The following is a 24072-nucleotide window of genomic DNA, read 5'->3' on the forward strand; positions in this document are numbered from 1 at the left end:
CGCCTAGCGCTTGCCCGAGCCGTCCTGCGGCGGCGGGGGCGGCGACTTGCGCTTGCACAGGTCGCGGTGCTTGGCATCCACCAGGTCGCACGCGCCGTTGAGGTAGACGGTGACGGGCTCCATCCAGAGGTTGTTGGACGAGTCGTGGCACTTCTCGAAGTCGCCGTCGCCCGCCAGGAGCGAGCCGTCCTGCAGCTCGCACCGGTGCGTGGCCACCGGGTCGTCGGTCCAGCACGGTCCGGTCACCTTCGCCGCGCAGTCCTCGTTCGAGCCCGGCAGCGCGCACACGCGGTAGGTCGCGTACGCCATGCCGTACACCCAACCCGGGTCGTAGCAGGCGTAGAGGTCCTTGAAGATGGGATCCGTCTGAGGGGACGGCGGCCGGTTGACGACGTAGCCATTCCGCTTCCACACGTCCTGCGTCACGGTCACGTTGATGTCGCCGCGCAGCGCTTCCTTGCCGAAGAGGTTGCCGTAGAAGGCGCCCTCGCGGATCCGGTACACGCCGCGCTCGGAGAGCGGGGCCTGCACGCCGGTCGTGAAGCCCACGTTCGCCGTGCCCTCCGCGGCGCTGTCCCAGGGCGCCGTCATCACCGTGAAGTACCCGCCCGACGCCGGGCAGGAGAAGCTCACGGAGGGGTCCGTCGCGGCGGAAGGCAGGGGGTTCGAGGAGCCGGCCGAGCAGCCCTGGCTGGAGGCCACGTGCCGCGCGTCCGCGCTGTCACAGCCGGCGATGCCCCGGCACACGCGCAGCATCATGCGTGCGTCCGCGCTGGAGCCCAGCGGCGTCCCGGAGGAGCAGTTCGGCGGACCTCCCGCGCCCACGGCGATGGTCTGACCCGCGGGGCACCAGCCCACCGAGTGCATCTTCCAGCCGCAGTCCCGCCCCGCGCCCAGCGCCTGCTCTTCGCACGGCACCGCGCTGCTCAACGGCGCGGACGCGGTCGGCAGCTGGTCCAGCGGCTCTGTCCACGCATCCAGCGCGAACGGCTCCGCGATGGAGAGGCCGGGCTCGTGGAGCTCGCCGCGCATGGACAGCTCCACGCGGAAGCCCCGGCTGTTGTTGCGCGCCAGGAGGCAGGCCGTCACGCGCTTGAGGCACGCGTCGCCCGGCGCCTGCGTGCGCCACCACGGACAGAGGCCCGCGGAGCCCGCCCACTCAGCGCGGTCCGCGGTGGCGGGGTTGAGCCATTCGAGGGTCTCCCCTTCGCCCAGCGCACAGCTCACCAGGTACGCCATGAAGCGCTGCGCGTACGGGTCGCGCAGCTGGTTCTGGATGTGCGCGGCCTGACCGCTGGAGCCCAGCTCGTCGGGGTCGAAGAGGGACTCCAGCGAGTTCGTGGCCAGAGCCTCGTTGGCGTCGTGGTTCGCGGCGATGGCGTTGACCACCAGCTCCTGCGTCGTGAGCGAGTTGGCGATGCGGATGTCCGACTGGCTCGTGCCCAGCCTCTCTTCGGCACGGGGGCTTACGCCGGTGCCGTCCGGGAGCGACGGCTCGCAGCCGGTCAGGGCCAGCAACAGGAAACACCAGGGGACTCGGAGGACGGAGGAGGCCATCGCGCGAACACTCCTTGGGCAGGACTCGGAAATGGGAGGGGAAGGAAACCCCAGGCGCGGCCTTCTTGTCTCCCTGTAGCGCGAAAGGTTACGGGCGCGGACCTGTGTAGCGTTTCCCGTTACAGCGCTGCGGGTGAGAGGGCGGCACGCAGTGCGTGGAAACACGTAGCCCACAGGGGAGCTTCCGCCACGGCGGGCGCGGCGCGCTCGAGCCACGCGCGGGCCTCGTCCATGGCCCCCGTGCGGCGGGCGATGCCGGTGGCCTGCAGGAGGATCTCCGCCTTCTCGTCCGGCGAGGCCAGCGCGTCCGCTTCCGTGTGGAGCGCTTCCCACTCCGTGGCGCGGAAGGCGCCGGCGGTCCGCTGATGGACCTGGAGCTCCACGAGGCGCCGCATGATGGCGGTGGGCGGCAGGGACTCCGGCGGACAGCGCTGGGAGATCCAGGCGAGCTGCCGGGCCGCCGACGCCTCGTCGCCCGCGGCGGCCTGGATGCGGGCGAGGAGCAGCGCGTCCACGGGCACGGGGTGTTCGCGAAAGAAGCGCACGCCCAGCTCGTACGCGCGCTGCGCGAGGGGGAGCGCTTCGTCCAGGCGGCCCTGCATGTAGAGGACCTCCGCCAGGTTGAACGTGGACCAGCGCTCCATCTGCGCGTGGCCCAGCTCGCGGCCCAGCGCCATGGCGCGGCGCAGGTCGGCCTCCATGCGCGGCACGTCACCCTGGCGGAGCCACAGGAGGACGCGGTTGCTCAGCACGGCGGCCTTGTGCAGCCCGTCGCCCGCGGCCTCGCAGCGCTCCAGGGCTTCGTCGAAGCGCGCGGCGGCTTCCGGGGCGCGGTCCAGGAACGTGAGCGCGGCGCCCAGCAGGGCCAGCGACACGACCAGCGTCTCGTGGTCCCTGGCGCTCTCCGCGCCTTCGGCGGTGGACGTGAGCACGCGGGCGGCGGCGGCCCACTCGCCCTGGCGCACGTGCAGGCGGCCCCGGGCCAGGCCGCACCGGAGCGACAGGCGCGGCGCGTCCAGGGGCTCGATGGCGTCGAGGGCCTCGCGCGTGCACGCGGCGGAGCCGTCCGAGTCCTCCATCCAGTCGCGCGCGGTGGCTTCCTCCAGCAGCAGGTCCACTTCGAGCGCCGCGTCGCCCCGGGCGCGGGCCAGGGCGCGCGCGGCGGACAGGTCCGCGAGGCTTTCACGGAAGCGCTGGAGGCGATGGCGCACCTTGCCCCGTCCCGCGAGCGCCTGGGCCCGGCGTGCGGCGTCGGACTCCGGAAGGAGCGCGAGCGCGCGCGTGTAGTGCTGCTCCGCGTCCACGGGCAGGTGGCCGGCGCGGGCCTCCTCCGCCAGCGCGAGGTAGTCCCGCGCGGCTTCCTGATGGGCGCCGCAGACCGCCGCGTGGTGGGCACGGCGACGGCGTTCGGCCACGTCCTCGCCCACGCTGGCCTTGAGCGCGGCGGCGTGCAGGGCGCGCCGGGGCGCGGGAGGCAGCAGGGCCTCCAGGGCTTCGCGCAGGAGCGGGTGTCTGAAGGCGAAGCGGCCCGGGCCCGAGGGGCGCAGGAGTCCCGCGCGGGACAGCCGTTGCAGGCCGGCGCCCGCGTCCAGGGAGGCCACGCGCGACAGCTCCGGTCCGGAGGTCAGGTGGCGCAGGGCCGCGTCCACCCGGGCCACGTCCACCTCCGTGCCGAGCACCGCGCACAGCCGCGCGAGCACGCGGTGGACTTCCGGAAGGCCCGCGAGCACGCGCGGGGCCAGCCGTTCGAACAGCGGCGTGACGGAGACGTCCAGCAGCGCGTCCGGGGCGACGTACCACCCACCGCCGGGAGCCGACCGCAGCGCCCCGGCGGCTCGGAGCGCGCGAGCCAGCTCGACGAGGGACAGGGGCACGCCTTGCGCCAGTTGCTCCAGGCGCGCGAGCACGGGCTCGGGGATGTGCTCCGCCGGGCGCAGCAGGTGGATGAGCACCGCGCGGCTCGCCTCGGGAGGAAGGGGCGGCAGCGGATGGCGGGAGGCGTGGGCGCTGCGCTCGCCCAGGTGGGGACGCAAGCCCAGCAGCGCGGGGCGTCCAGCGAGGCCGATCCACAAAGGCGCCCGGGGTCCTTCGAGCGTGGCGCGCTCCAGCGCATCCAGGCTCATCGGATCCGCGAGGTGCGCGTCATCCAGCAGCAGCACGAGCGGTGCTTCACGGGCCTGGGCCAGGAGCGCGTCGGCGACGGTGCGCGGCTCCGCGGACGGGCGGCCTACGACGGCGCGCAGTGCATCCAGCAGGGAGCTGGACACCGACGCATCCGGAGGCGGAGCGCGCAGCCGGATGACACGCGCGCGACCCTCGGCTTCCAGCCGGGACGCGAGCGCCTTGAACAGCCGCGACTTGCCATGCCCCACTTCACCCGTGAGCACGCCCAGGCCCGGCACCGAGGATGAAAGGCTCCGCTCCGCATCGGAGATCAGTGCGTCCAGCACCGCGTCGCGGCCCACGAACGGCGGAGGCTCCCCATCAGCGCGTGAGCCCTCCTCGTCATGGAGGCGCAGCCGGAAGGCTGTCTCGCTGCCGTCCTGCTTCGTGACGGGCTCGACCCAGCCGGGCTCGAGCCTCGCGGCCGCATCCGGTGTCACCCGCACTTCGCCCGGCGCGACTGCCCTTCCCCACCACGTCTCCGGCCTCTCCAGCGCGGCGCCCGCGATGCGCGGCAGTGCCGTGCCGGGATGCACGTACAGCACGGCGACATGCAGGACCGCCGATGCGTCGCCGGACTCCACCAGCCTCCGTGCCGCGAGCGCGCCCGCTCGCACGTTCGCTTCCGCGGACAACGACTCACAGAAGACGAGCAGGTACCCACCCGCGGCGACCCGCGCCAGCACACCTCCGAACGGCTCCAGCGTGGCCGCAAGGCCTTCCACCGACGACGCCGTGCGCAGGCCCAGCACCGCCACCGGACGCGCACCCGCGAACGTCGTCAACGTCTGCGCGGGTCTCGCGTCCTTCGCCCCGACGACACCGGGCAGCGCGGGCCCTTCCGCGCACGCTGCCTCGAACGCGGCCAGCACGTCCTCGGCGCTCGCGTACCGCTCCGCGGGCTCCTTGGCCAGACACCGCGCCACCACCGCGTCGAGCGCCTCTGGGACCCGTGCCCGTTCGGACATGCGCGGCGGACGCCGGCTCACGTGTCCTTCGCGCACCTCGTCCGCGCTGCCGTGGAACGGCGGCGTGCCCGTCAGCAACTCGAAGAGCAACACGCCCAGCGCGTAGATGTCCGCCGCCGTGCCCGCCTCGCGCGCGTCCAGGCACTGCTCCGGCGCCATGTAGACCGTCGTGCCCGCGCGGTTCCCCGCCTCCTCCGCCGGCCCGCCCTCCATCCTCCGCGCGAGCCCGAAGTCCAGCAGGCTCAGCGCGCCGCCCTCGCGCAGGAAGATGTTCTCCGGCTTGAGGTCCCGGTGCGCGAGCCCCACCGCATGCACGCGCGCCACCGCCGGACACAGCCCCGTCAGCAGCTCCCGCACCCGCGCCACGGACGCCGCGCCCGTCCCCGGCAGCGCCGCCATCCACGCCGCGAGCGTCTGCCCTCGCAACAACTCCTGCACCAGGAACGGCCGGCCCCCAATCCGCCCCTCCTCAAGCACCGCCGGCACCGTGGGCGGCCCCACCCGCCGGAGCGCCTCCGCCTCGTGGGCGAAGCGCGCATGGTGCGGCCCCAACCCCACCTTGAGCGCCACCTCGCGGCCATCCTCCTCGCGCACCGCGGTGAAGACGTGGGCGAAGCCCCCCACCCCCAACAGGGCGGCGCCGGACAGGCCGGGGACGTCGGGGAGCGCCAGCGGCTCCAGGGGGAAGCCGGACCCGGCGGCGACGCCATTCACGGGACACGCCGCGCCGGGAGCGAGGCGGCGGTGGCAGACCGGACAGCGCATGCGGATGCCCGGAGGCTACCAGAGCGCTCGCGCCAGGACGATGCCCACCCCCACCAGCCCCTCGCCCGCGATGAGCCCGGCCGCCAGCGTCACGCCCGGCCCTTCCGACGCGGGCCTCCAGCGCCGGGCCAGCGCCCATCCCAGCCCGCCCAGGAAGAACCCCAGGCACGTGGAGGCAGGCAGCAGGCAGGCCAGCCCCATCCCCACGGCGGACGGCGTCCAGCGGCGGTAGCGCTCCGGCAGCGCCTGCTCGCCCAGCGTGAGGACGGCCGCCGCCAGCGCGGCCCAGGCCATGGCGATCCGCAGGTCCGCCGACACCGCGCCCAGCCCCGACGCCAGCACCCGCGCCACGCCCGCAGTCACCGTCGCGGCCGGCGCCGGGAAGCGCTCCGACCCCAGCACGGACGGCTCCGGCACCAGCAGGTAGAACAGCGGCACCACCACCAGCGCCCCCACGACACATCCCAGGAGCTGCGCCAGGAACACGCGGCGGGGATTCGCCCCCAGCAGGTGCCCCGCCTTCAGGTCCGTGAGCAGATCCGCGGACGAGGACGCCGCGTTGACCGTGATGCCCGCCGTCGCCAGGTTCGCCTTCACGTCGCCCGGCAACAACACGCCATACGTCAGCTGCGTCACCTGCCCCAGCGCGCCCACGGGGCTCACGTCCGTCTCGCCGGTGACGCGGCAGGAGATGAGGCACAGCACGAACGACAGCGCCACCGCGAGCAGCGCGTGCGGCACCGGCACGTCGAAGCCCACCCGCGCCAGCGCCACCGTCGCGGGCGTCAGCACCAGCATCCCCGCGACCCACCACCGCCCGGGCACCTGGAGCGCTTCAATCGGATGGGGCGCCTGCCGCGACGCCCCGCCCCAGAGCCCTCGAAGCGCCCGGCCCCACACCCGGGCCTGGAGCGCGAACTGCAACAGCGACGCGGTGGTGAGCGCCGCCGCGCCTGGCCACAGCGCCCACGCGAGGAAGTCCCCGTCCGGAGCCACCACGCCCGCCGCCATCAACCGGGGCGCGACAACGCCATGGACGACGAGCGCCCCCAGAAACATGGACGCGGTGACGCGCACGCCCAGCAGCGCGCCCCCACCCACTGGCATCAACCCCGTCTCCAGCGCGAATCCCAGCCGCTCCAGCGAAACCCCGCCCAGCGCGCCGGGAAACGCATACGCATACGGCACGCGCCCGAAGCCATCCCGCGCGAGCGTCAACACTCCCGCCACCAGCCCGCCCACGCCCAGCATCCGCAGCCGGGGCCCCGCCGACTCACCGCCCGCGTGCAGCGCGCGAGCCGTCGCCGCGGCCGCCGTCCCGGACGCGAACGGAAGCTGCTCCCGGTCCACCAGCTGCCGCTTGAGCGGCACCGCGAACAGGACGCCCAGCGCGGACAGCAGGAACGTCCACGCCAGCAGCGTCACGCCAGGCAGGTGGTGCCCCGTGGTCAAGAGCCACGCGCCCTGCACCGACACGAGCGCGCCCCCCGTCGCGTACCCCGCCGACGACGCCACCGTCTGCGCGCATCCCAGTTCCAGCAGGGACAGCGGCCCTCCCGCGACCCGGGGGCCCAAGCGCCGGAGCGCGCCATGCGTCGCGGACGCGAGCAGCGCGGCGGTGACGGCCACGCCGAACGCCACGCCCGTCTTCAGGCCCGCGTAGAGGTTCGTGGCGCAGGTGAGCACGCCCAGCCCCGCGCCCAGGGCCACCGCGCGCAGGGTGAGCTGGGGCAGCCGGTCGCCCTGGTACACGCGCGTGAGCCAGTAGGTGTCCACCTCCGCCTGCGTCGCGCCGGGGATGCTCAGCAGCGTCAGCGAGGCATCGGTGGGCTCATCCCCAGCGGGGACGGCGCGGGGAGCAGGGGCCGGCATGAGCGGCCCATCCTCCCCGTTCGTCCCCTTCCGCGCCACCCTCCTGGACCGGGCTGTAACCAAAAAGGTCTCAATCCCTGTCGTCCCACCCTCCCAATCACAGGCACGGGGATGTCACAAAATTCACCCTGGTTCGATGGGACAACTTGGAAATTCCAATCTACACTGTCCGTGAACCAAGCCACGACTCATGGTGGGCCGGGCGTCTGGTTCCGGAGTTCCCCGATGCTCCAAGTCAACCCCCGCTGGAAGCGCCTCGCCCTGTCCGCGATGGTGCTCTCGACTCCCCTCATGGCCGGCTGCACGGCCGAGCCCGCGCGTGAAGCGCCGACGGCCGCCGTGCGCCAGGACCGGGCCGCCGACTCGCTGAAGATGTCGAGGCTGTACAGCCAGTGGAAGCAGCGGCACGCCGGCACGCAGATGCCGCTCGACCTGGGTGACGCGGACCAGTACGCCTTCCTGATGAAGCGCCTGGAGGCGGCGGGCAACACCCCGGCCAACTCCCCGCGCCTGTTCTCCAGCCTGTCGCAGCAGCGCGAGCGCGTGCTGGCGCAGAAGGCCTCCGGCAGCGTGAAGGCGCAGACGACGCCCGCCGAGTGGTGCGGCCACCTGCTGCCGCTGGAGGAGATCGCGCACGGCACCAGCGCGACGACCTTCGAGGGCTCGGGCTTCATCACCTGCGCGGGCGGGTCGGACTACTCCTACGTGGACTTCAACGCGTACTCCACGACGCCGGACCGCCAGGAGTTCCAGCTGCTGGCCACGACCGCCACGGAGGCGTACCTGGCCAAGACGCTGGAGACGGATCCACTGGACGTGGTGCTGGACGCGGGGCCGGACCGGGTCCTGTATTACGACTCGGTGGCCATGGCCTATGACGAGGCCAGCGGCCGGATGGAGACCTACTACTCCACCGCGGACACCACGGTGCTGCTGCTGCCGCCGGGCCTGAACTTCGACCACCCGCGCGAGCTCATCGGCACCAGCCTGCCGGGCAACGCCATCCGCAGCTGCCTGGAGCGAGGCTCCGCGACGGGCGCGCTGGACTGCGACTACACGCTGGCGAAGAAGGACGCGGCCGGCAATATCACCGCCTTCGCTGGCGGCTACACGGGCGTGGCGGCGGTGGATGCCGCGCAGTCCGTGGCCGCGGCCCGGTGGAAGCCGGACACGACGGCGTACTGGCCCACGCCGGGCGCGTTCAACGCCGCCAAGCTGTACCTGCCGGCGCGGGGCACCTACGTGACGGGCCTGCCGTCCAACTGCACCGTGCAGGCGGTGAAGAGCGAGGTGAACATCGTCCTCCTGAGCGCGGGCGGCCGCTGCAAGGTGAACAACGTCGCGGCGACCACGCCGGGCCAGGTCGTGCTCACGGGCAGCCTGCCGCTGGGCACGGGCGTGGACGCGTCCAGCCTGCCCTTCAACGGGCTGATGGACCTGGGCACGGACTGCCTGGCCAACGAGCAGGACGTGGCGATGCAGGCCTTCACCACGGTGAGCGCGACGTGCCCCCGCTCCGGCGGCGGCTTCAGCCCGGTGACGCGCGTGGGCTTCCGCCGGCTGGCGGTGCTGGACTTCAAGAACAGCTGCCTCGCGGCGGGCACGCGTGTGCTGCGCGCGGATGGAAGGTCCGTCCCCGTGGAGTCCGTGAAGGTCGGTGACCGGGTGCTCTCGCAGGCGGGCGGCCGCGCCCTCACCGTCACCACCGTGACGAAGGGCACCGAGTCCCAGCCCATGGTGCGCCTGAAGGCGGGCCCGGGCCGCGACGTGCTCGTCACCCACACGCACCCCATGGTCAGCCGCACCCGCGGCGTCGTGGCGGCGGGCGAGCTGGCGGTGGGCGACGTGCTGCTCACGAAGGACGGCGAGGCGACGCTGGCCTCCGTGGAGCGCGTGCCCTTCAAGGGCCAGGTCTACAACCTGACCCTGGGCACGGACACAGAGCTGCTGGACGTGGGCGTGAAGGAGCACACCCTCATCGCCAACGGCTTCGTGGTGGGCGACGCGCGCATGCAGACGGACCTGGCGCGCCAGAAGCACCAGCCCGTCCCCTCGGACGTGCTGGCCGCGCTGCCGGCCGCGTGGCACGCGGACTACCTGAACAGCCGCCGCTAGGGCTTCACGCCTCGCGCGAGCGCAGCAGGTAGAAGACGTAGCCGTAGCTGTCCCCGTGGCGGCGGTACAGGTTCACCTCCTGTTCCGCCGCCGCGATGACCTCGCGCAGCGCCGCGTCCGCCGTGGGTCGCAGCCGCTCAATGCGCTGGAGGAGCGGCGTGTAGTAGTCGTCCCACCACGCGGACGCGGGCAGCGTGAAGGTGTCCACCACCGTGAAGCCCGCGGACTCCGCGGTGGCGCGGTTCTGGGCGACGCTGGCCATGGACGGATACGCGGCCGACCAGAAGCGCACCGCCTCCGGGGGCCGGGCGTCGGTGAGCCAGGAGCACTCGGTGACGGCCACCTGCCCGCCGGGCGCGAGCAACGGCCGCCATTGGCGCAGCCCCTCCCCGAAGCCCACCACGTAGATGGCGCCCTCGGACCAGATGAGGTCGAAGGACGCGGGCGGCAGCGTCAGCGCACCCATGTCCTCCTGGCGCGTGACGATGGCGTCCGACAGCCCCTGCTCGCGGGCCTCGCGCTCCAGCCGATCCAGATAGGGCCGGTGCAGGTCCACGGCGGTGACGCGGGTGCCCAGCTCGCGCGCGAGCACCAGCGACTGCCGTCCGGTGCCCGCGCCCAGGTCCAGCACGCGCGGCGAGGGCGGCGGCGGGGTCAGGCGGCGCAGCGCCTCGCGGGTGCAGTCGTCGCTGCCGGGGCCCAGGCGGGGCAGCTCGCTGTAGAGCGTGAAGAAGGCGTTGGCCGTCTGGCGCAGCTCGCCCGCGCTGCGCTTCACGTTGCCCTGGAGGAGCGGGACGCGCTTCCAGTGCTCCTCGATGCGCTGCTTGAAGAGCTCCGGCATGGGCAGGTCCGCGCGCAGCGTGGTCCACGCGTCGAGCGCGACCTCGACAGCGCCCTTCACCACCGGGAGGACGTCCTCGTCGGGCAGGCCCAGCTTGCGCGCCAGCCGCTCGAAGCTCTGGAGCGACACGTCCTCGAAGCGCTTGGACTTCGCCAGGTTCAGCGCGAGCTGGTCCTGCGGCATGTACTGGATGGTGGAGACGAAGTCGTACGCGGGCGACAGCGTGGGCCGCGTGCCGTCCGGGTAGTAGAGCGACCAGTTCTTGTGGTGCGCGTCGCCGTTGCCGCACGCGATGATGAACACCAGCCGCCGCAAGAACTCCTGGAGCGCGTCCAGGCCCGCGACCTTGAACAGCACGTTGGCGATGGTCTCGTAGTTGTACTTCTTGTACTTCTCGTCGGAGTACAGCCCCAGCACCTGCGCCAGGTCCTCCATGTGCACGCGGCGGCCCGGCGACGGACGGTCGAAGCGGCGGATGGCGTACGCCAGGTCCTCGCGCAGGGTGATGCCCTCTGGCAGGCCGTGCAGGTCGGAGACCTTGAGCAGCTGGAGCTCCGGCACGTCGATGCCGGTGGCGCGCGCCCAGGTCATCACGGACAGCTCGTTCTCCGGCACGCGGTCGTAGCGGTTGTCCGGGAGCTTGACGATCCAGTCGCCGCCCAGGCCGCCCATGGGCAGCGTCATGCCCCGGTCGCGCCGGAGCATGGAGAACTTCAGCTGCACGCCCGCGAGCGAGAAGCGCAGCGGTTCGCCGTCGGACACGGGCTCGGAGGGGACGTCCGTCAGCGGCGCGTCGTGGCCGGCGAGCTCGCCCGCGGGGCGGACGACGACGGCGCCGGAGAGGTCCTCGCCCAGGTGCGCGATGAAGAAGAACTCGCGCTGCCGGGCGATGTGCTGGCGCTCGGAGATGAGGTCGCGCAGCGGGCCTTCGGGCAGCAGGTTGGAGAAGAACGGCGGCAGCCGCATGCGGCTGGTGTGGCGGCGCGACAGGTCGTCCTCGAAGAACTGGCCCAGGACGGGGCGCGGGTAGCGCTGGCGGTAGTCCTCGGAGAGGCTGAACTCGATGCGCTCGTCCGCGAGCAGCGTGAGCGTGCCGACGTGCACGTCCCCGATGAGGACGTCGAGGATGCCGGTGGTGGACACGGGAAGCGTGGGGTCCATGTCAGTCCTCATCGTCGTCGATGATCATCGACTGGAGCGAAGGCCGGTCCGATTCGTCCCAGCGCGTCCGGGCCTCCATGAACTGCCGCAGGACGGGCTCCAGTACGGCCTGACGCAGGGAGAGGAACGCGCCGTCATTGCGCCGCAAGGACTCCAGCGCCTCCGCCGTGAGCCCCTGGCTGTGGAGCAACTCCTCGCCCGGAGGCGGCTGTGCTTCGAGCAACTGGAGCAGGGAGCGTCCCTCCACCGGAGGATGGAAGAGGTAGTTGAAGGTGCCTTCCATCAGGCGCCGGACCGTCCTGCGGTCCTGGGCCCGCTGCGTGCGCCACCGCACGTCATCCGGGAGCAGGAGGAGCTGGAAGCCCTCGCCCCTCTGCTCCAGCAACTCCGCCGGGTCCAGCACCGCGCCCGTCAGCAGGTGGCGCGGCTGGAGGGACAGCATCGCGATGCGCAGGACCAGCGGGGGCCGCACGGTGGCGTGGGGCATGACCGGCAGGCCGGTCTCCATCCACCAGCGGATGAGCGGAGGCGGCACCTGCGCCAGCAGCGTCTGGAGGGAGCGCTCCTCGTCGGAGCGGATCGCCGCGAAGACCTGCAGGGCCTCCGGGGGCTTCAGCTCCCAGCCGCCAAAGACGATGTGGCGCCAGAACCAGCGGGACAGCAGCTCCCGTGAGCGCGGTGAGGGCTCCGGGTGCAGCTGGAAGAACCGCGTCAGGAGGACGAGCGAGTTCTCCGGCGCGGGCAGCAGCTTGAGGTGCGGGATGAACGCATCGCGCTTGAGGAACACGATGGCGTCGCGGAGCGCCCGGTCCGTGCGGCGGACGGTCTCCGTGAGCTCGTCGTCCTGGTTGAGCTGCTCCTGGTAGCCGCGCGTGAAGTCCAGGCCGCGCACGGCGAGCACTGCGCGCAGCAGCAGCGACTCCGGGATGCTCCCGAAGCCCAGCTCCCGCAGCCCTTCCGTCACCGACTCCAGGCTGAGCGAGCGCGAGCCCACGTACAGCGCGTTGAACACCTCTTCGTCCGTGAGCGGCCGGCCCGCGGTGTTGAGGCGCTTGAAGATGATGCGCAGGACCTTCTCGTCCGCCGTGTCCACGACGTAGGCGGGCACCTGGTACTCGCGGATCGCCTTGCCCAGGCGGATGGCGGCGCGCAGGTGCTCCGGATGCGCCTCCCGGTCCGGGTAGCGGTTGAGCCAGTGGAGCAGGGACTCGCTGTCCAGCACCTCGTTCATCGGCAGCCAGTGCGGCGGGGGCGCTCCGGCTTCCGGAGGCGGGTGCAGCTCCTCCGTCTCCAGGTCGAAGTACAGGTGGAAGTCATCGCGCCCGGCGTCGTCCCCATAGGACGGATGCAGCAGCACGCCCGCGAGCGCCGTCACGCGCTGCTGTCCGTCCACGGCCCACAGACCCTGGCTGGTGGAGGGCGCGTCGATGCGCACGGGGCCGAAGCTGACGCTGGCGGCGGGGGCATCCCGGCGCCAGAACAACAGCGTCCCGATGGGATAGCCCCGGTACACGCTGTCCAGCAGGTCGCGCACGTCGCCCGCGGTCCATCGCAAGGGGCGCTGGAAGTCGGGGATGCGCACCTCGCCGCGCCGCACGCGGTCGAGCAGGTCCTCGATGCTGAACGACTTCGTCTCCGGGCGCCGCGTCAGGGGAGCGGGCATCGCGAGCCTCCTCCCCCGGTCTGTAACCCGAAGCTCCGGAACCCGCCACCTACACCGTGGAGTCCCGTCGCTTCGGCAGCAGCACCACCAGCCCCAGCGCGACCAGTCCCGTCGCGGCGGACAGCACGCGGCCGCCCTGCCCCACCGCGTTGACGTCCAGCTGCAGGTCCAGCAGCCCGTTCGCCAGGTTCCATCCCCAGTGCAGCCCCACGGCGCCCCACAGCGAGCCCGTGCGGGCCACCGCCGCCGCGTACGCCAGGCCCGTGCAGAACAACATCAGCCACTCCAGCGGACCGTTGCCCAGGCGGTACACGTGCGTGAGCACGAACACGCCCGCGGACAGGGCCACGTAGCCCGCCCCCTGCCCCGCCACGGGCCACGCGCGGTACCAGAAGCCTCGCGCCACGATGTCCTCCGCCACCGACGGCACGAACGTGGACACCGCGACGCCCAGCACCGCCACCAGCAGCGCCGTGCCCATCACGGGCGTGTCCAGGGGCTGCACGCGCATCACGCCCAGTGCTACGCCCACCAGCACGGACACGGGCTTGAGCACCAGCATCACCGCCAGCGCCCGCGCGAGCGCGGAACCGCGCCACTCCAACGCATACGCATGGAAGCCATTGCGGTAGCCCAGCCACCGCCCCACGCCCCAGGCCACCGCGTGGAACAGCGTCATCAGCACCGCCGTCACCGCGAAGTTCCCCAGCAGCCGTCCGCCAATCCCCTCCGGCGCTTCGTAGCAGGCGTACAGCACGGCGAACGCGAGCGCGGAGCGCAGCGCGATTCGCGAGGACAGCGACGATTCTGAAGGTGCGGAGCTCATGGCGGAGGCACCTCATAGTGCGGGAACCGTCCCCAACGCACAGCCAGCTTTCGCGAGTCCCTGCGTATTGCACCGCGAGTCACCGCGACTTCCCAACGAGGGGGATTCCCACATGCGCATCACCCATCACGCCCGGATCATCCGGGCGCTCACGGCCGTGGCCTGCCTTGGCACCGCCTGCCGCCCCGAGGACACCACCGAACCCAAGGCTCCCGCCCCGCAGGCGCCCGCCATCTCAGGCGTACGCTCCGCGTGGGTCCGCATCGGCCCCAAGGCCGAGGCCCGTGAGGTGAAGTACGAGGCCGTCAACGGCCTGGCCCTCTTCGAGGGCGACATCATCCTGGGCACCGTGGAGGACGTGGAGCGCGAGTCCCCGAAGGTGAAGGCCCAGGCCGGCAACCGCGTCTCCGCGGAGAGCATCCAGGTCACCGGCAGCAGCAAGCGCTGGCCCAACGGCGTCGTCCCGTACGTGCACGTCTACGGCTCGCTGGATGACAACTACGTCATCAACGACGCCATCCGGCACTGGCAGCGCAAGACGGGCCTGCGCTTCGTGCCCGTCTCCGCCAGCACGCCCTCGTCCACCGACCACGTCTACTTCGTGAAGGGCCAGGGCTGCTCGTCTTCCGTGGGCCGCCAGGGTGGCCGGCAGTACATCACGCTGGAGGGCGCGTGCGGCCTGGGCGCGGTCATCCACGAGCTGGGGCACGCCATCGGCTTCTGGCACGAGCAGAGCCGCGAGTTCCGCGACGACTTCGTGGAGATCCTCTGGGACAACATCCTCGACGGCAAGGAGCACAACTTCGAGCAGCACATCAGCGACGGCGACAACTTCGGGCCCTATGACTACGGGTCCATCATGCACTACGGCGCCACGGCGTTCGGCAAGCCCGACCCCGTCACCGGAAACCCCATGCGGACCATCCGCACCTTGGGCGGCCAGGCCATTGGCCAGCGCATCGGCCTGAGCGCGGGCGACGTCGCCTCCGCCGCGTCCATGTACCCGGGCGAGATGAAGGGCAACTTCGAGGAGATCACCTCCACCGGCTACGTGAAGGGCTGGACGTTCGACACCGCGTCGCCCGAGGTCTCCGTGGACGTGCACTTCTACATCGACGGGCCGTCCGGCTCCGGCGCGTTCGGTGGCGCCGCGACCGCGAACGTCGCGCGCGGCGACGTCAACAGCGCGCACGACGGCATCCTGGGCAACCACGGGTTCTACTTCCCGGTGCCCGCGTACTACCGCGACGGCCAGAACCACACGATGTACGTCTACGGGATCGACGCGCAGGGCCTCCACAACCCGCTGCTCGCGGGCTCGCCGCGCACCTTCAACCTGCCGGGCGCCTTCGGCACGCTCGACAGCATCGCGGGCGACGGCACGGTGTCGGGCTGGGCGCTCGACCTGGACTCGCCCTCGGCGTCCATCACGGTCTACTACTCCATCGACGGCAACCCGGCGTCCGTGGCCAACGTGGTGGCGAACCTCTACCGCGCCGACGTGAAGGCCGCCTACCCCATGGCGTCCGGCGCCAACGGCTTCTCCTTCCGCATCCCGGACGTCTACGTGGACGGCCAGGACCACACGCTGCGCATCTACGCGTTGGATCAGCAGGGCCGCCACAGCCCGCTGCTCGGCAACGCGCCCAAGACGTTCCGGCTGGCCATGCCGTCCGTCTACAAGGCCGGCGTCTTCGCGGGCGCGGGCGGCGCGGACCAGCTCATCGCCATCGACGGGTCAGGCTACGGCCCGCGTGTCGAGGTCTCCGGCTACGTCAACGCCGGCGGGTTCCCCAACTATCACTACCGGGAGAACTGGGGTGTGTCCCCCCTGCTGGACGGCTGGCACAACCCCAGCGACATCAAGCTCCAGGGTGACTTCCGGGGCCTGGGCTACGACCAGATGCTCTTCATCAACAACGACGGCATGGGCGGCCGGGTGATGGTCACCGACTTCCGCGACGGCGCCGCTCCCGCCGAGGTGCGCTACCTCGAGTCCTGGGGACAGAACGGCCTGCTCAATGGCTGGCACGACCCGGAGGACACGCAGCTCGCCGGTGACTTCCTGAACCGGGGCCACGACCAGGTGCTGTTCTTCAACCGCTCCGGCGTCGGGGGCCGGGTGATGATCAACGACTTCAGCGACGGCGCCGTCCCCGCGGAGACCGGCTACCACGAGTCGTGGAGCGCGCCGAACTCCTTCGAGGACTGCTCCGAGCCGGACGACAAGCTCTACGTGGGCGACTTCCAGAACCGGGGCTACGACCAGGTGCTCTGCATCAACCGCTCCGGCACGGGCGCGCGGGTGAAGATCCTCGACTTCAGCACGGGCGTGGCGCCGGCGCAGGTGCGCTACGTGGAGGCGTCCGGTGCCTTCACGCTGTTCGACGGTCTGACGGACGCGGACGACAACCAGGCGGCGGGTGACTTCCGGGGCCTGGGCTACGACCAGCTGCTGCTGGTGAACAACGGCACCACCGGTACGGCCATGCTCATCGCGGACTTCTTCGACGGCGTCGCGCCGGCCGAGGTCCGCTACAGCGAAGCGCAGGGCGTGAGCTACTACCCGACGCTGCTGGCGAACCGGATGCTGGTGGGTGACTTCCGCGGCCTGGGCCACGACCAGGTGCTCTACGGCTCCTGGGGCGACCCCACCTACTACACCACCATCCTGGACTTCTCCGACGGCGCCGCCCCTCCGGAGCGGCTCTTCCAGAAGGTGGAGCTGAACTGAAGCCGCTGACGCGGTGACACCGGCGGGGCCGCTTCCCTCATCTTCAGGGCAGCGGCTCCGTCCGGTGCCTGCGCGCCGGGTTCTCCAGGCCCACACGGAACCAGCGGTAGCTGTAGCCCTCCAGCGTGAGCACGTGGCGCCCGTCGTCCCCGGGCCTGGAGTGGCCCTCGCTCAGCACGTTGAAGAGCGTGCAGGGCTCCTCGCCGCCCACGTCCAGCTTCACCGTGCAGGGCCGGGACGACAGGTTGTGCAGCACCACCAGCGCGTTGCCCTTCCATTCGTACCGGATGGCCAGCACGCCCTTGTTGCCCGTGCGCAGCACCTTCCACGCGCCCCACCCCAGCTCCGGGCACTCCTTGCGCGCGCGGATGATGCGCTCCGTCCAGTTGAGCTGCGAGCCCGGGTCGCGGCGCTGCTGCGCCACGTTCACCTGCTGGAAGCCGAACGGGCCTTCCGCCACCAGGGGTTTCACCGGCGTCTGGGCCAGCGTGAAGCCGCCGTGCGGCTCCGGGCTCCACTGCATGGGCGTGCGCACCGCCTGCCGCTCCACCAGCGCCAGGTTCTCCCCCATGCCCAGCTCGTCGCCGTACCAGAGCACCGGCGTCCCCGGCAGCGTGAACATCAGGCTGTAGGCCACCTCGATGCGGCGGCGGTCCCCGTCCAGCATGGACGCGAACCTGCGGCGCAGGCCCCGGTCATACAGCTGCATGCCCTTGTCCGGCCCCAGCGCCTGGAACACCTCCTGCCGGTCCTCGTCCGACAGGCGCCCCAGGTCCAGCTCGTCGTGGTTGCGCAGGAAGTTCGCCCACTGCGCCGTGTGCGGCAGCTTCGGTGACGACTTCAGCGCCTGCACCAGCGGCGTCACGTCCCCGCGCGTGAGCGCCAGGTAGAAGTTCTGGTTCGCCAGGAAGTTGAAGACGAGCTGCATGCGGTCGTTCTCACCGAAGAACTCCACCACCTCGTCCATGGTGACGTTGGCCTCCGCGAGCAGGATGGCGTCACCCTTCCTCCACGACAGGAACTCGCGCATCTCCTCCAGCAGCTTGTACGGGTCCTTCACGTCCGGGTTCTTCACGCCCTTCAGCTCGACGAGGAAGGGCACCGCGTCCACGCGGAAGCCGGACACGCCCAATTCCAGCCAGAACCCCATGACCTTGAGGATCTGCTCGCGCACCTCCGGGTTCGCCACGTTGAGGTCGGGCTGGTAGTCGAAGAAGCGGTGGAAGTACCAGAGGCGCGCCTCCTTGTCGTACGTCCACGTGGAGGGCTGCACGCCCGGGAAGACCATGCCCTTGTGGGCGTCCTTGGGCTTCTTCTTCGCCCACACGTAGTAGTCGCGGAAGCGGCTGTCCGGGTCCTTGCGCGCCGCCTGGAACCACGGGTGTTGATCCGACGTGTGGTTCACCACCAGGTCCATGATGACGCGGATGCCGTGCAGCTTCGCCTCGTGCGTGAAGGCCACGAAGTCGCCCAGGTCTCCCAGGCGCGGATCCACGCCGTAGTAGTCGCAGATGTCGTAGCCGTTGTCGCGGTTGGGCGTGGGCTGGAAGGGCAACAGCCACAGGCAGGTGATGCCCAGGCCCGCCAGGTAGTCCAGCTTGCGGCGCAGGCCGGTGAAGTCCCCCACGCCGTCGCCGTTGCCGTCCATGAACGTCTCGACGTCGAGGCAGTAGACGACCGCGTTCTTGTACCAGAGGTCTTCAATCATCCTTCCCGTTTAGCCCTCCCCTCCCGGACGTCGGCCGTTCGGATGAGCCCGCCGTGCGGAACCCCACACCTGGGGGCCGTCAGGCTTCGTTCAGCCAACACTCGCGCGAAGACGGGCCTCGCGGCGGGAGCGCTCCCGCTCCAGGGTGGCGCCCGCATGCCACTCATCGGCTTCCACGCGTCACACGAGCAGTTTCCCCCCAGCGAGCTCCTGCGCCTGTCCCAGAAGGCGGAAGCCGCGGGCTTCCAGGCCGCGCTCAACTCGGACCACTTCCACCCGTGGACCGAAGCGCAGGGCCAGAGCGGCTTCGCCTGGGCGTTCATGGGCGCGGCGCTCGCGACCACCGGGCTGTCCTTCGGCTCCGTCACCGCGCCGGGCCAGCGCTACCACCCGGCCATCGTCGCGCAGGCCCTGGCCACCCTGAACGAGATGTTCCCCGGCCGGGCGTGGATGGCGCTGGGCAGCGGCCAGTACCTCAACGAAGCCATCACCGGCACCGGCTGGCCCGCCAAGGACCTGCGCAACGCGCGCCTGAAGGAGTGCGTGGACATCATGCGCGCCCTCTTCCACGGCGAGACGGTGACGCACCGGGGCCTGGTCACCGTGGAGGAGGCGAAGCTCTACACGCGCCCCAAGGACATGCCCCTGCTCGTGGGCGCCGCCGTCACGGCCAAGACAGCCGAGTGGGTGGGCAGCTGGGCGGACGGCCTCATCACCACCGCCCGGCCCCCGGAGGAGCTGCGCAAGGTGGTGGACGCCTTCCGCAAGGGCGGCGGCGAGGGCAAGCCCCTGTTCCTCAAGGTGCAGCTGTCCTACGCGAAGGACGACGAGCTGGCGCGCGAAGGCGCGTACAACCAGTGGGCGTCCAACATCTTCAGCAACAGCGTCCTCACGGACCTGCGCGCGCCCGCGCAGTTCGCGGAGGCCGCGAGCGTGGTGCAGCCGCACGACCTGGACGGCCCGCTGCGCGTCTCCAGCAGCCTCCAGCAGCACCTGGACTGGCTGGGAGAGGACCTGCGCCTGGGCTTCGACCGGCTGTACCTGCACAACGTCAACCGCGACCAGGACGCGTTCATCGACGCGTTCGGCGAGAAGGTGATTCCCGCCCTCGCACGCTGACGCCGCTGGCTATGCTCGGGCGCATGCCCAGCGACGTCCTGTCCACGCAGGCCCTCAACCGCGCCACGCTCGCGCGCCAGCTGCTGCTCACGCGCGAGAAGCTGACCGTGCCTCGCGCCATCGAGCACCTGGTGGGGCTCCAGGCGCAGCTCGCGCGTCCGCCGTACCTGGCCCTGTGGTCGCGACTCCAGGGCTTCCAGCGCGAACAGCTCACGAAGCTCGCGCTGAAGCGGGAGCTGGCGCGCGGCACGATGATGCGCGGCACGCTGCACCTGATGACCGCGAAGGACTACCTGCGCTATCGCGGCCTCTTCCAGCCCCTGCTCAACGCGGCCATGGGCTCCGTGCTGAAGGAGCGCGCCACGGCATTGGACCTGCCCGCGCTACTGGCCACCGCGAAGCCCTTTCTCGAAGAGCAGCCCCGCACCTTCGAGGAGGTGCGCGCGCACCTGCTGAAGCACCACGTGGATGGCGACGAGCGGGCCATGGGCTTCGCCGCGCGGATGATGCTGCCGCTCGTCCAGGTCCCCGAGGAGGGGCTGGAGTGGGGCTGGCCCGGCAGCTCCGGCTTCACGCTGGCGGAGTCCTGGCTGGGCGAGAAGCTCTCCACCGACGAGGACGCGTCCCCGCTGGTGCTGCGCTACCTGGCCGCCTTCGGTCCCGCCACGGTGGCGGACATGCAGGCCTGGTCCGGCATCAAGCCCTTGAAGGACGCCTTCGAGAAGGTGCGAGGCAAGCTGGTGGAGTTCCGCGACGAGAAGAAGCGCATCCTCTTTGATTTGCCCAAGGCCCCGCGCCCGCCCGAGGACGCGCCCGCGCCGGTGCGCTTCCTGCCGGACTTCGACAACCTCATCCTGTCCCACGCGGACCGCACCCGCGTCGTCCCGGAGGAACACCGCGAGAAGCTGTCCACCAAGAACCTGCGCGTGCTGAACGTGTTCCTGGTGGACGGCTACGTCGCGGGCTCCTGGAGCACCGAGCGCAAGAAGGGCACCGCGACGCTGGTGTGCAAGCCCTTCGAGCCCGTGAACAAGGCCGCGAAGGAGGCGCTGGTGCAGGAGGGGGAGGACCTCTTGCGCTTCAGCGACCCGGAGGCCGCGAAGGTGGCGGTGACGTTCGCGAAGTAGTGCCGGGAGTCATCACGGCGACGCGCCACCCAGACGAGGTGACGACGGTGCCAGGCCCTGAAGCGCACCGGGCTGGGAGACGGCAGCCAATCTGAAGCCCTGATTTTCGACTGCTCACATGCCCTGGGAGGCCTCCATCGCCCGGTTGCGGGCCGAGGTGTCGGATCCGGCGGTTATGACCGGGCTCTGCACCCGCACCGGAGTGCAGCCAGGAGGCGCGAGCGATGGACAACCGCGGGTGGGCGGTGCTGTGGCTATGGCTTCTTCCTCTTCGAGGGGAGGCTGCGGCGTCTTCCGACTCCGAGCCTGCGCCGCCAACGCGCTCCTGGTCTTCACTGGCACGGCTGGAGGTGGCGGCGCTCGCGCTCCTTCCGCGCTCAGGCCCCGGTGAGACCGAAGGTTTCGTCCAACTGGAGCCCACGCTCATCCTGGATGGCGGCCCGGAGTTCGGTCTCAACCTGGGCGCCCCCATCCGACTGCGAGCATGGGGCGGCCCGGGCCGCGTGCGTCGCGAGGACTGGGACCGGCTCTCCGACTGGGGCCAGCTCGTGCGTGGCCTCAAGCTGGGCTCGAACGCGGCGCCCGTGGGCATTTGGCTGGGTGCCTTGGAGGACTACAGCCTGCTGTCGGGGCATCTGGTGCGCCGCTACTCCAACCGGACGAATCCTGACTACCACCCGGCGGGCGGCTTCCTCACGGGCACTGTGGGACCGCTCTACACGGAAGCCTTCACATCGGATGTGCTGGGCGCGCGGTTGATGGGGGGAGAGGTCGCGCTGGACGTGGGACGCGTTATCTCGGGATCCGGTCACACACCGGGACGCTACTCACTCGCTGTTTCCGCCGTGCATGACTGGGGACGGGCCGGAGGGAATGCGCCGTCCGTGACGTTGGCGCACCTGGACGGAACGGCGGTGGTGCTCAGGCGTCCGGGCCTGGAAGCGCACCTCTTGGCGGGCTGGGGAGGACGACCGGGCGTCGGAGGCGCCTGGGGCGCGGTGCTGGGCGTGGGGGCGGATGCGGTGACACCGACACGGGACGTATCGCTGCGCCTGGAGGCACGCAGGCAGCATGGTGGCTTCCGGCAGGGCTTCTTCGGTCCCGACTACGAACTGGCGCGCTTCCAGTCAGTGGCCCCGGAGGGCGTGCCGTTGGCCACTGCTCGCTTCCCGGACGGGTACTCGCTCCAGGCGGAAGCGCGGGTGGGTTGGGATGCCGTGGGCTATCGCGGCCTGCAACGGCACCTGACGCTATCGCTGAGCGCGGAAGCCTTCTCCTGGGGCCGCCTGGATGCGGATGGCCGCGTGGCGGTGCAACTCCTGGAGCGCAGCCTGGAGGTCGCGGTGATGGGGCTCGGCGTAGGCATGGGCAAACCCGGGGCGCGCTATCTGGGCGCGGCGGAAGCGCGCTGGCGAATCCTGGCGGGGAAGCTCTATGCGGTGGCCACGGGGGGGACGCTGTTGTTCTCGGAAGGTGACGGGACGCTGCGTCCAGGGGCTTTCGCGTCGGTGGGCCTGGGAGCGGACAATGCGCGTTGACGCCCTGCTTGCGTGCGTGGCCCTCCTCTTCACTGGCTGCGCCTCGTTGCCGGCCGGGCCCGGACGGACGCTGAGCTACACATCCAGCACGGCCACGGACGCCCCTGCGGCGCGAGTGTCGAACGACGATGTGTCGCGTGCATCCGCGCCGGTGCCGAGCGTCACGCACCGTGAAGCAGCGCCGCCCCTGTACCGCCGCAAGGCCGTGCGCGAAGTGATGACGGGGGCAAGTCCTGTCCGTGCGGTGGCCATGGCGGGCAACACCCGTCCCGACGACGTGCAACCGGATGCCTGGGATCAGTTGCTGACGAACGCGGGGCTGGAGGCACGGGACGAACGCCCCCTGGGTGGAGCGTTGACGCCCACGCAAGCGGCGCGGCTGATGGAAGTGCTGATGGGCAAGCCCGTCACGTTAAGCACCTTCCCGCCTCGCATGGTGGCGGGCTTCGTCTTGCGCGAGGTGCTGGAGGGCGGCGAGGTCACGAGGCAGGAGCTTTTGGGGCGGGTGGAGCGCCTCTCCCAGGAGCAGATCGCGGTGCTGCGACCCGACGGCTATCTGGCGTGGGCCCTCACCGGGCGCACGCAGCAGAAGGTTGCACCCGTTGAATGGAAGGACGGCGCCTTCCGCGCGCATGGCTTCGAACTGGGCCGCTTCTACAGCGGCAAGGGCGGCGTCTTCCGGGCCGTGGACGCGCAGTTCCAGGCTACGGACTGGCGTCCCCTGGCCGAGGTGTACGACGACGCGGACGTCGTCAGCCGCACCCTGGATGGAGCCGAGGATGCGTTCGCGGAGCTGTACCACGCGCTGGGCCAGTTGCTCATGCATCCCGTGGACAGCATCGCGGGGCTGAGCCACCTGCCCGCGGGTGTGGCGGCGCTCATCGCGTCATCGCCCATGTACTGGGAGCGCTTCCAGTCCATGACCCGTGGCGAGCAGATCCGCGAAGTGTCGCGGCTGACAACGGGCATGCTCATCACCGGAGGAGCGGCATCGGCCACCACGCGGCCCCTGAAGGGAATGGCGATCGGAGCGGAAGTCTCGGTGCCGGTGCTCTCGCTGTCGGCGGAGGGCACGCTGGCGTTGGAGCGCATCGCAGTGCCAGCAGGGCGCGTGGCGTTGGTATTGAGCAGAGGACCTGGGGCCACCCTCATTCTCCAGCGAGTCGATGACGCAGCGGGCTCGGGAGGTGGTGGCGGTGGGGACTCACAGGAGACCGCGCCGTCGAGTGGACCGAAGGGCTATTCGTCCTTCAAGTCCTTCAAACGGGCCATGGGACCGGCTGGTGATGGAAAGGAGTGGCATCACATCGTGGAGCAGACGGAAGGAAACGCGGCTCGCTTCGGGCCACAGGCTCTCCACAACCGTGAGAACGTCATCCCGCTCGACAAGGGGCTTCACGCTGGAGTCAGCGCCCTGTTCTCCTCGAAGCGATTCGACATCACCAACACCTTCAAGACAGTGCGAGAATGGTTGAGCACTCAGTCCTTCGAAGTTCAACGTGACTTCGGCCTTCGGGCCATTGAGAACGTGAAAAATGGGGTCTGGTGATGTCGCTTGAAAAGTTCGTAGAGGAATTCGCCCAGAACATCGCGGCGCAGACGGACTGCATCCTCCGGGGGGATGCAAGGGCGGGCAATAAGCACGCTGAAAAGGCGCTTGCCGCGTTCATGTCGTTGCGCGAGAGGGGCGATGCGGGCCGCGACGCATTGGCAGCACTTTTTTCGCATGCCCGTATGGATGTCAGGGTCACTGCTGCTGCGTTCCTGCTTCGGCATAAGACCGCCGAAGCCACAGCGGTTCTGGAAGATGCAGCAAAGGGCCAAGGTCTAGCGGCCCTTGGAGCCCAGCAAACCTTGCGGAATTGGCAGAATGGTTCGTGGGCTCTCGACCCTTCCTGATGAGTACCCTGTAACA

Annotated in this window: 14 protein-coding genes; 7 read left to right on the forward strand and 7 right to left on the reverse strand. The window is 70.9% G+C overall.

Translation table 11 applies throughout. The features are described 5' to 3' along the window. Nucleotides 1-3: 3 nt before the first annotated feature. The 3 genes from NR792_RS15775 to NR792_RS15785 all read right to left on the reverse strand — a co-directional run bounded on the left by NR792_RS15775 (nt 4) and on the right by NR792_RS15785 (nt 7325). The gene (locus NR792_RS15775) at nt 4-1557 is read right to left on the reverse strand and encodes a hypothetical protein (protein WP_375760852.1); all 1554 of its coding nucleotides are present in this window, start codon (nt 1555-1557) and stop codon (nt 4-6) included. 119 nt (nt 1558-1676) lie between these two features. Beyond that, entirely contained in the window at nt 1677-5453 is a 3777-nt protein-coding gene (locus NR792_RS15780; protein WP_375760853.1) for a serine/threonine-protein kinase PknK, read from the reverse strand. A 15-nt stretch (nt 5454-5468) separates the two neighbouring features. Further along, entirely contained in the window at nt 5469-7325 is a 1857-nt protein-coding gene (locus NR792_RS15785; RefSeq protein ID WP_375760854.1) for an OPT family oligopeptide transporter, read from the reverse strand. A gap of 225 nt (nt 7326-7550) precedes the next feature. Between NR792_RS15785 and NR792_RS15790 the strand changes: the two genes are divergently transcribed. Continuing rightward, entirely contained in the window at nt 7551-9440 is a 1890-nt protein-coding gene (locus NR792_RS15790) for a Hint domain-containing protein (protein WP_375760855.1), read from the forward strand. 4 nt (nt 9441-9444) lie between these two features. Here the strand turns inward: NR792_RS15790 and NR792_RS15795 are convergent, their stop codons facing one another. From NR792_RS15795 to NR792_RS15805, 3 genes are read right to left on the reverse strand one after another with little or no spacing between them, the layout of a single operon-like run. Then, on the reverse strand, nt 9445-11442 hold the full coding sequence (locus tag NR792_RS15795) for a HipA domain-containing protein (protein WP_375760856.1): 1998 nt from the start codon (nt 11440-11442) through the stop codon (nt 9445-9447). A gap of 1 nt (nt 11443) precedes the next feature. After that, complete coding sequence (locus NR792_RS15800; protein ID WP_375760857.1) at nt 11444-13105, reverse strand: DUF262 domain-containing protein; 1662 nt, start codon at nt 13103-13105, stop codon at nt 11444-11446. Nucleotides 13106-13154: 49 nt separating this feature from the next. Beyond that, the gene (locus NR792_RS15805) at nt 13155-13931 is read right to left on the reverse strand and encodes a CPBP family intramembrane glutamic endopeptidase (protein ID WP_375760858.1); all 777 of its coding nucleotides are present in this window, start codon (nt 13929-13931) and stop codon (nt 13155-13157) included. A 112-nt stretch (nt 13932-14043) separates the two neighbouring features. Between NR792_RS15805 and NR792_RS15810 the strand changes: the two genes are divergently transcribed. Beyond that, a complete protein-coding gene (locus tag NR792_RS15810) occupies nt 14044-16665 on the forward strand; it encodes a M12 family metallopeptidase (protein ID WP_375760859.1) in 2622 nt (873 codons plus the stop codon). Nucleotides 16666-16708: 43 nt separating this feature from the next. Here NR792_RS15810 and NR792_RS15815 read toward each other — a convergent pair whose 3' ends face one another. After that, nucleotides 16709-18373, reverse strand: coding sequence for an alpha-amylase family protein (locus NR792_RS15815; RefSeq protein WP_375760860.1), 1665 nt, complete (start codon nt 18371-18373; stop codon nt 16709-16711). 156 nt (nt 18374-18529) lie between these two features. Here NR792_RS15815 and NR792_RS15820 point away from each other — a divergent pair, with 156 nt between their 5' ends. From NR792_RS15820 to NR792_RS15840, 5 genes are all read left to right on the forward strand, one after another. Next, a complete protein-coding gene (locus NR792_RS15820) occupies nt 18530-19492 on the forward strand; it encodes a TIGR03885 family FMN-dependent LLM class oxidoreductase (protein ID WP_375760861.1) in 963 nt (320 codons plus the stop codon). A 23-nt stretch (nt 19493-19515) separates the two neighbouring features. Then, on the forward strand, nt 19516-20619 hold the full coding sequence (locus NR792_RS15825; RefSeq protein WP_375760862.1) for a winged helix DNA-binding domain-containing protein: 1104 nt from the start codon (nt 19516-19518) through the stop codon (nt 20617-20619). A 224-nt stretch (nt 20620-20843) separates the two neighbouring features. Next, nucleotides 20844-22157, forward strand: coding sequence for a hypothetical protein (locus NR792_RS15830; RefSeq protein WP_375760863.1), 1314 nt, complete (start codon nt 20844-20846; stop codon nt 22155-22157). Nucleotides 22158-22272: 115 nt separating this feature from the next. Further along, nucleotides 22273-23706, forward strand: coding sequence for a hypothetical protein (locus NR792_RS15835; protein ID WP_375760864.1), 1434 nt, complete (start codon nt 22273-22275; stop codon nt 23704-23706). Next, the gene (locus tag NR792_RS15840) at nt 23706-24056 is read left to right on the forward strand and encodes a DUF2019 domain-containing protein (protein WP_375760865.1); all 351 of its coding nucleotides are present in this window, start codon (nt 23706-23708) and stop codon (nt 24054-24056) included. The genes NR792_RS15835 and NR792_RS15840 overlap by 1 nt, the downstream gene beginning before the upstream one ends. The last annotated feature ends 16 nt before the right edge of the window (nt 24057-24072 follow it).

Source organism: Corallococcus exercitus (assembly GCF_042231735.1).
GTDB lineage: Bacteria > Myxococcota > Myxococcia > Myxococcales > Myxococcaceae > Corallococcus > Corallococcus exercitus_B.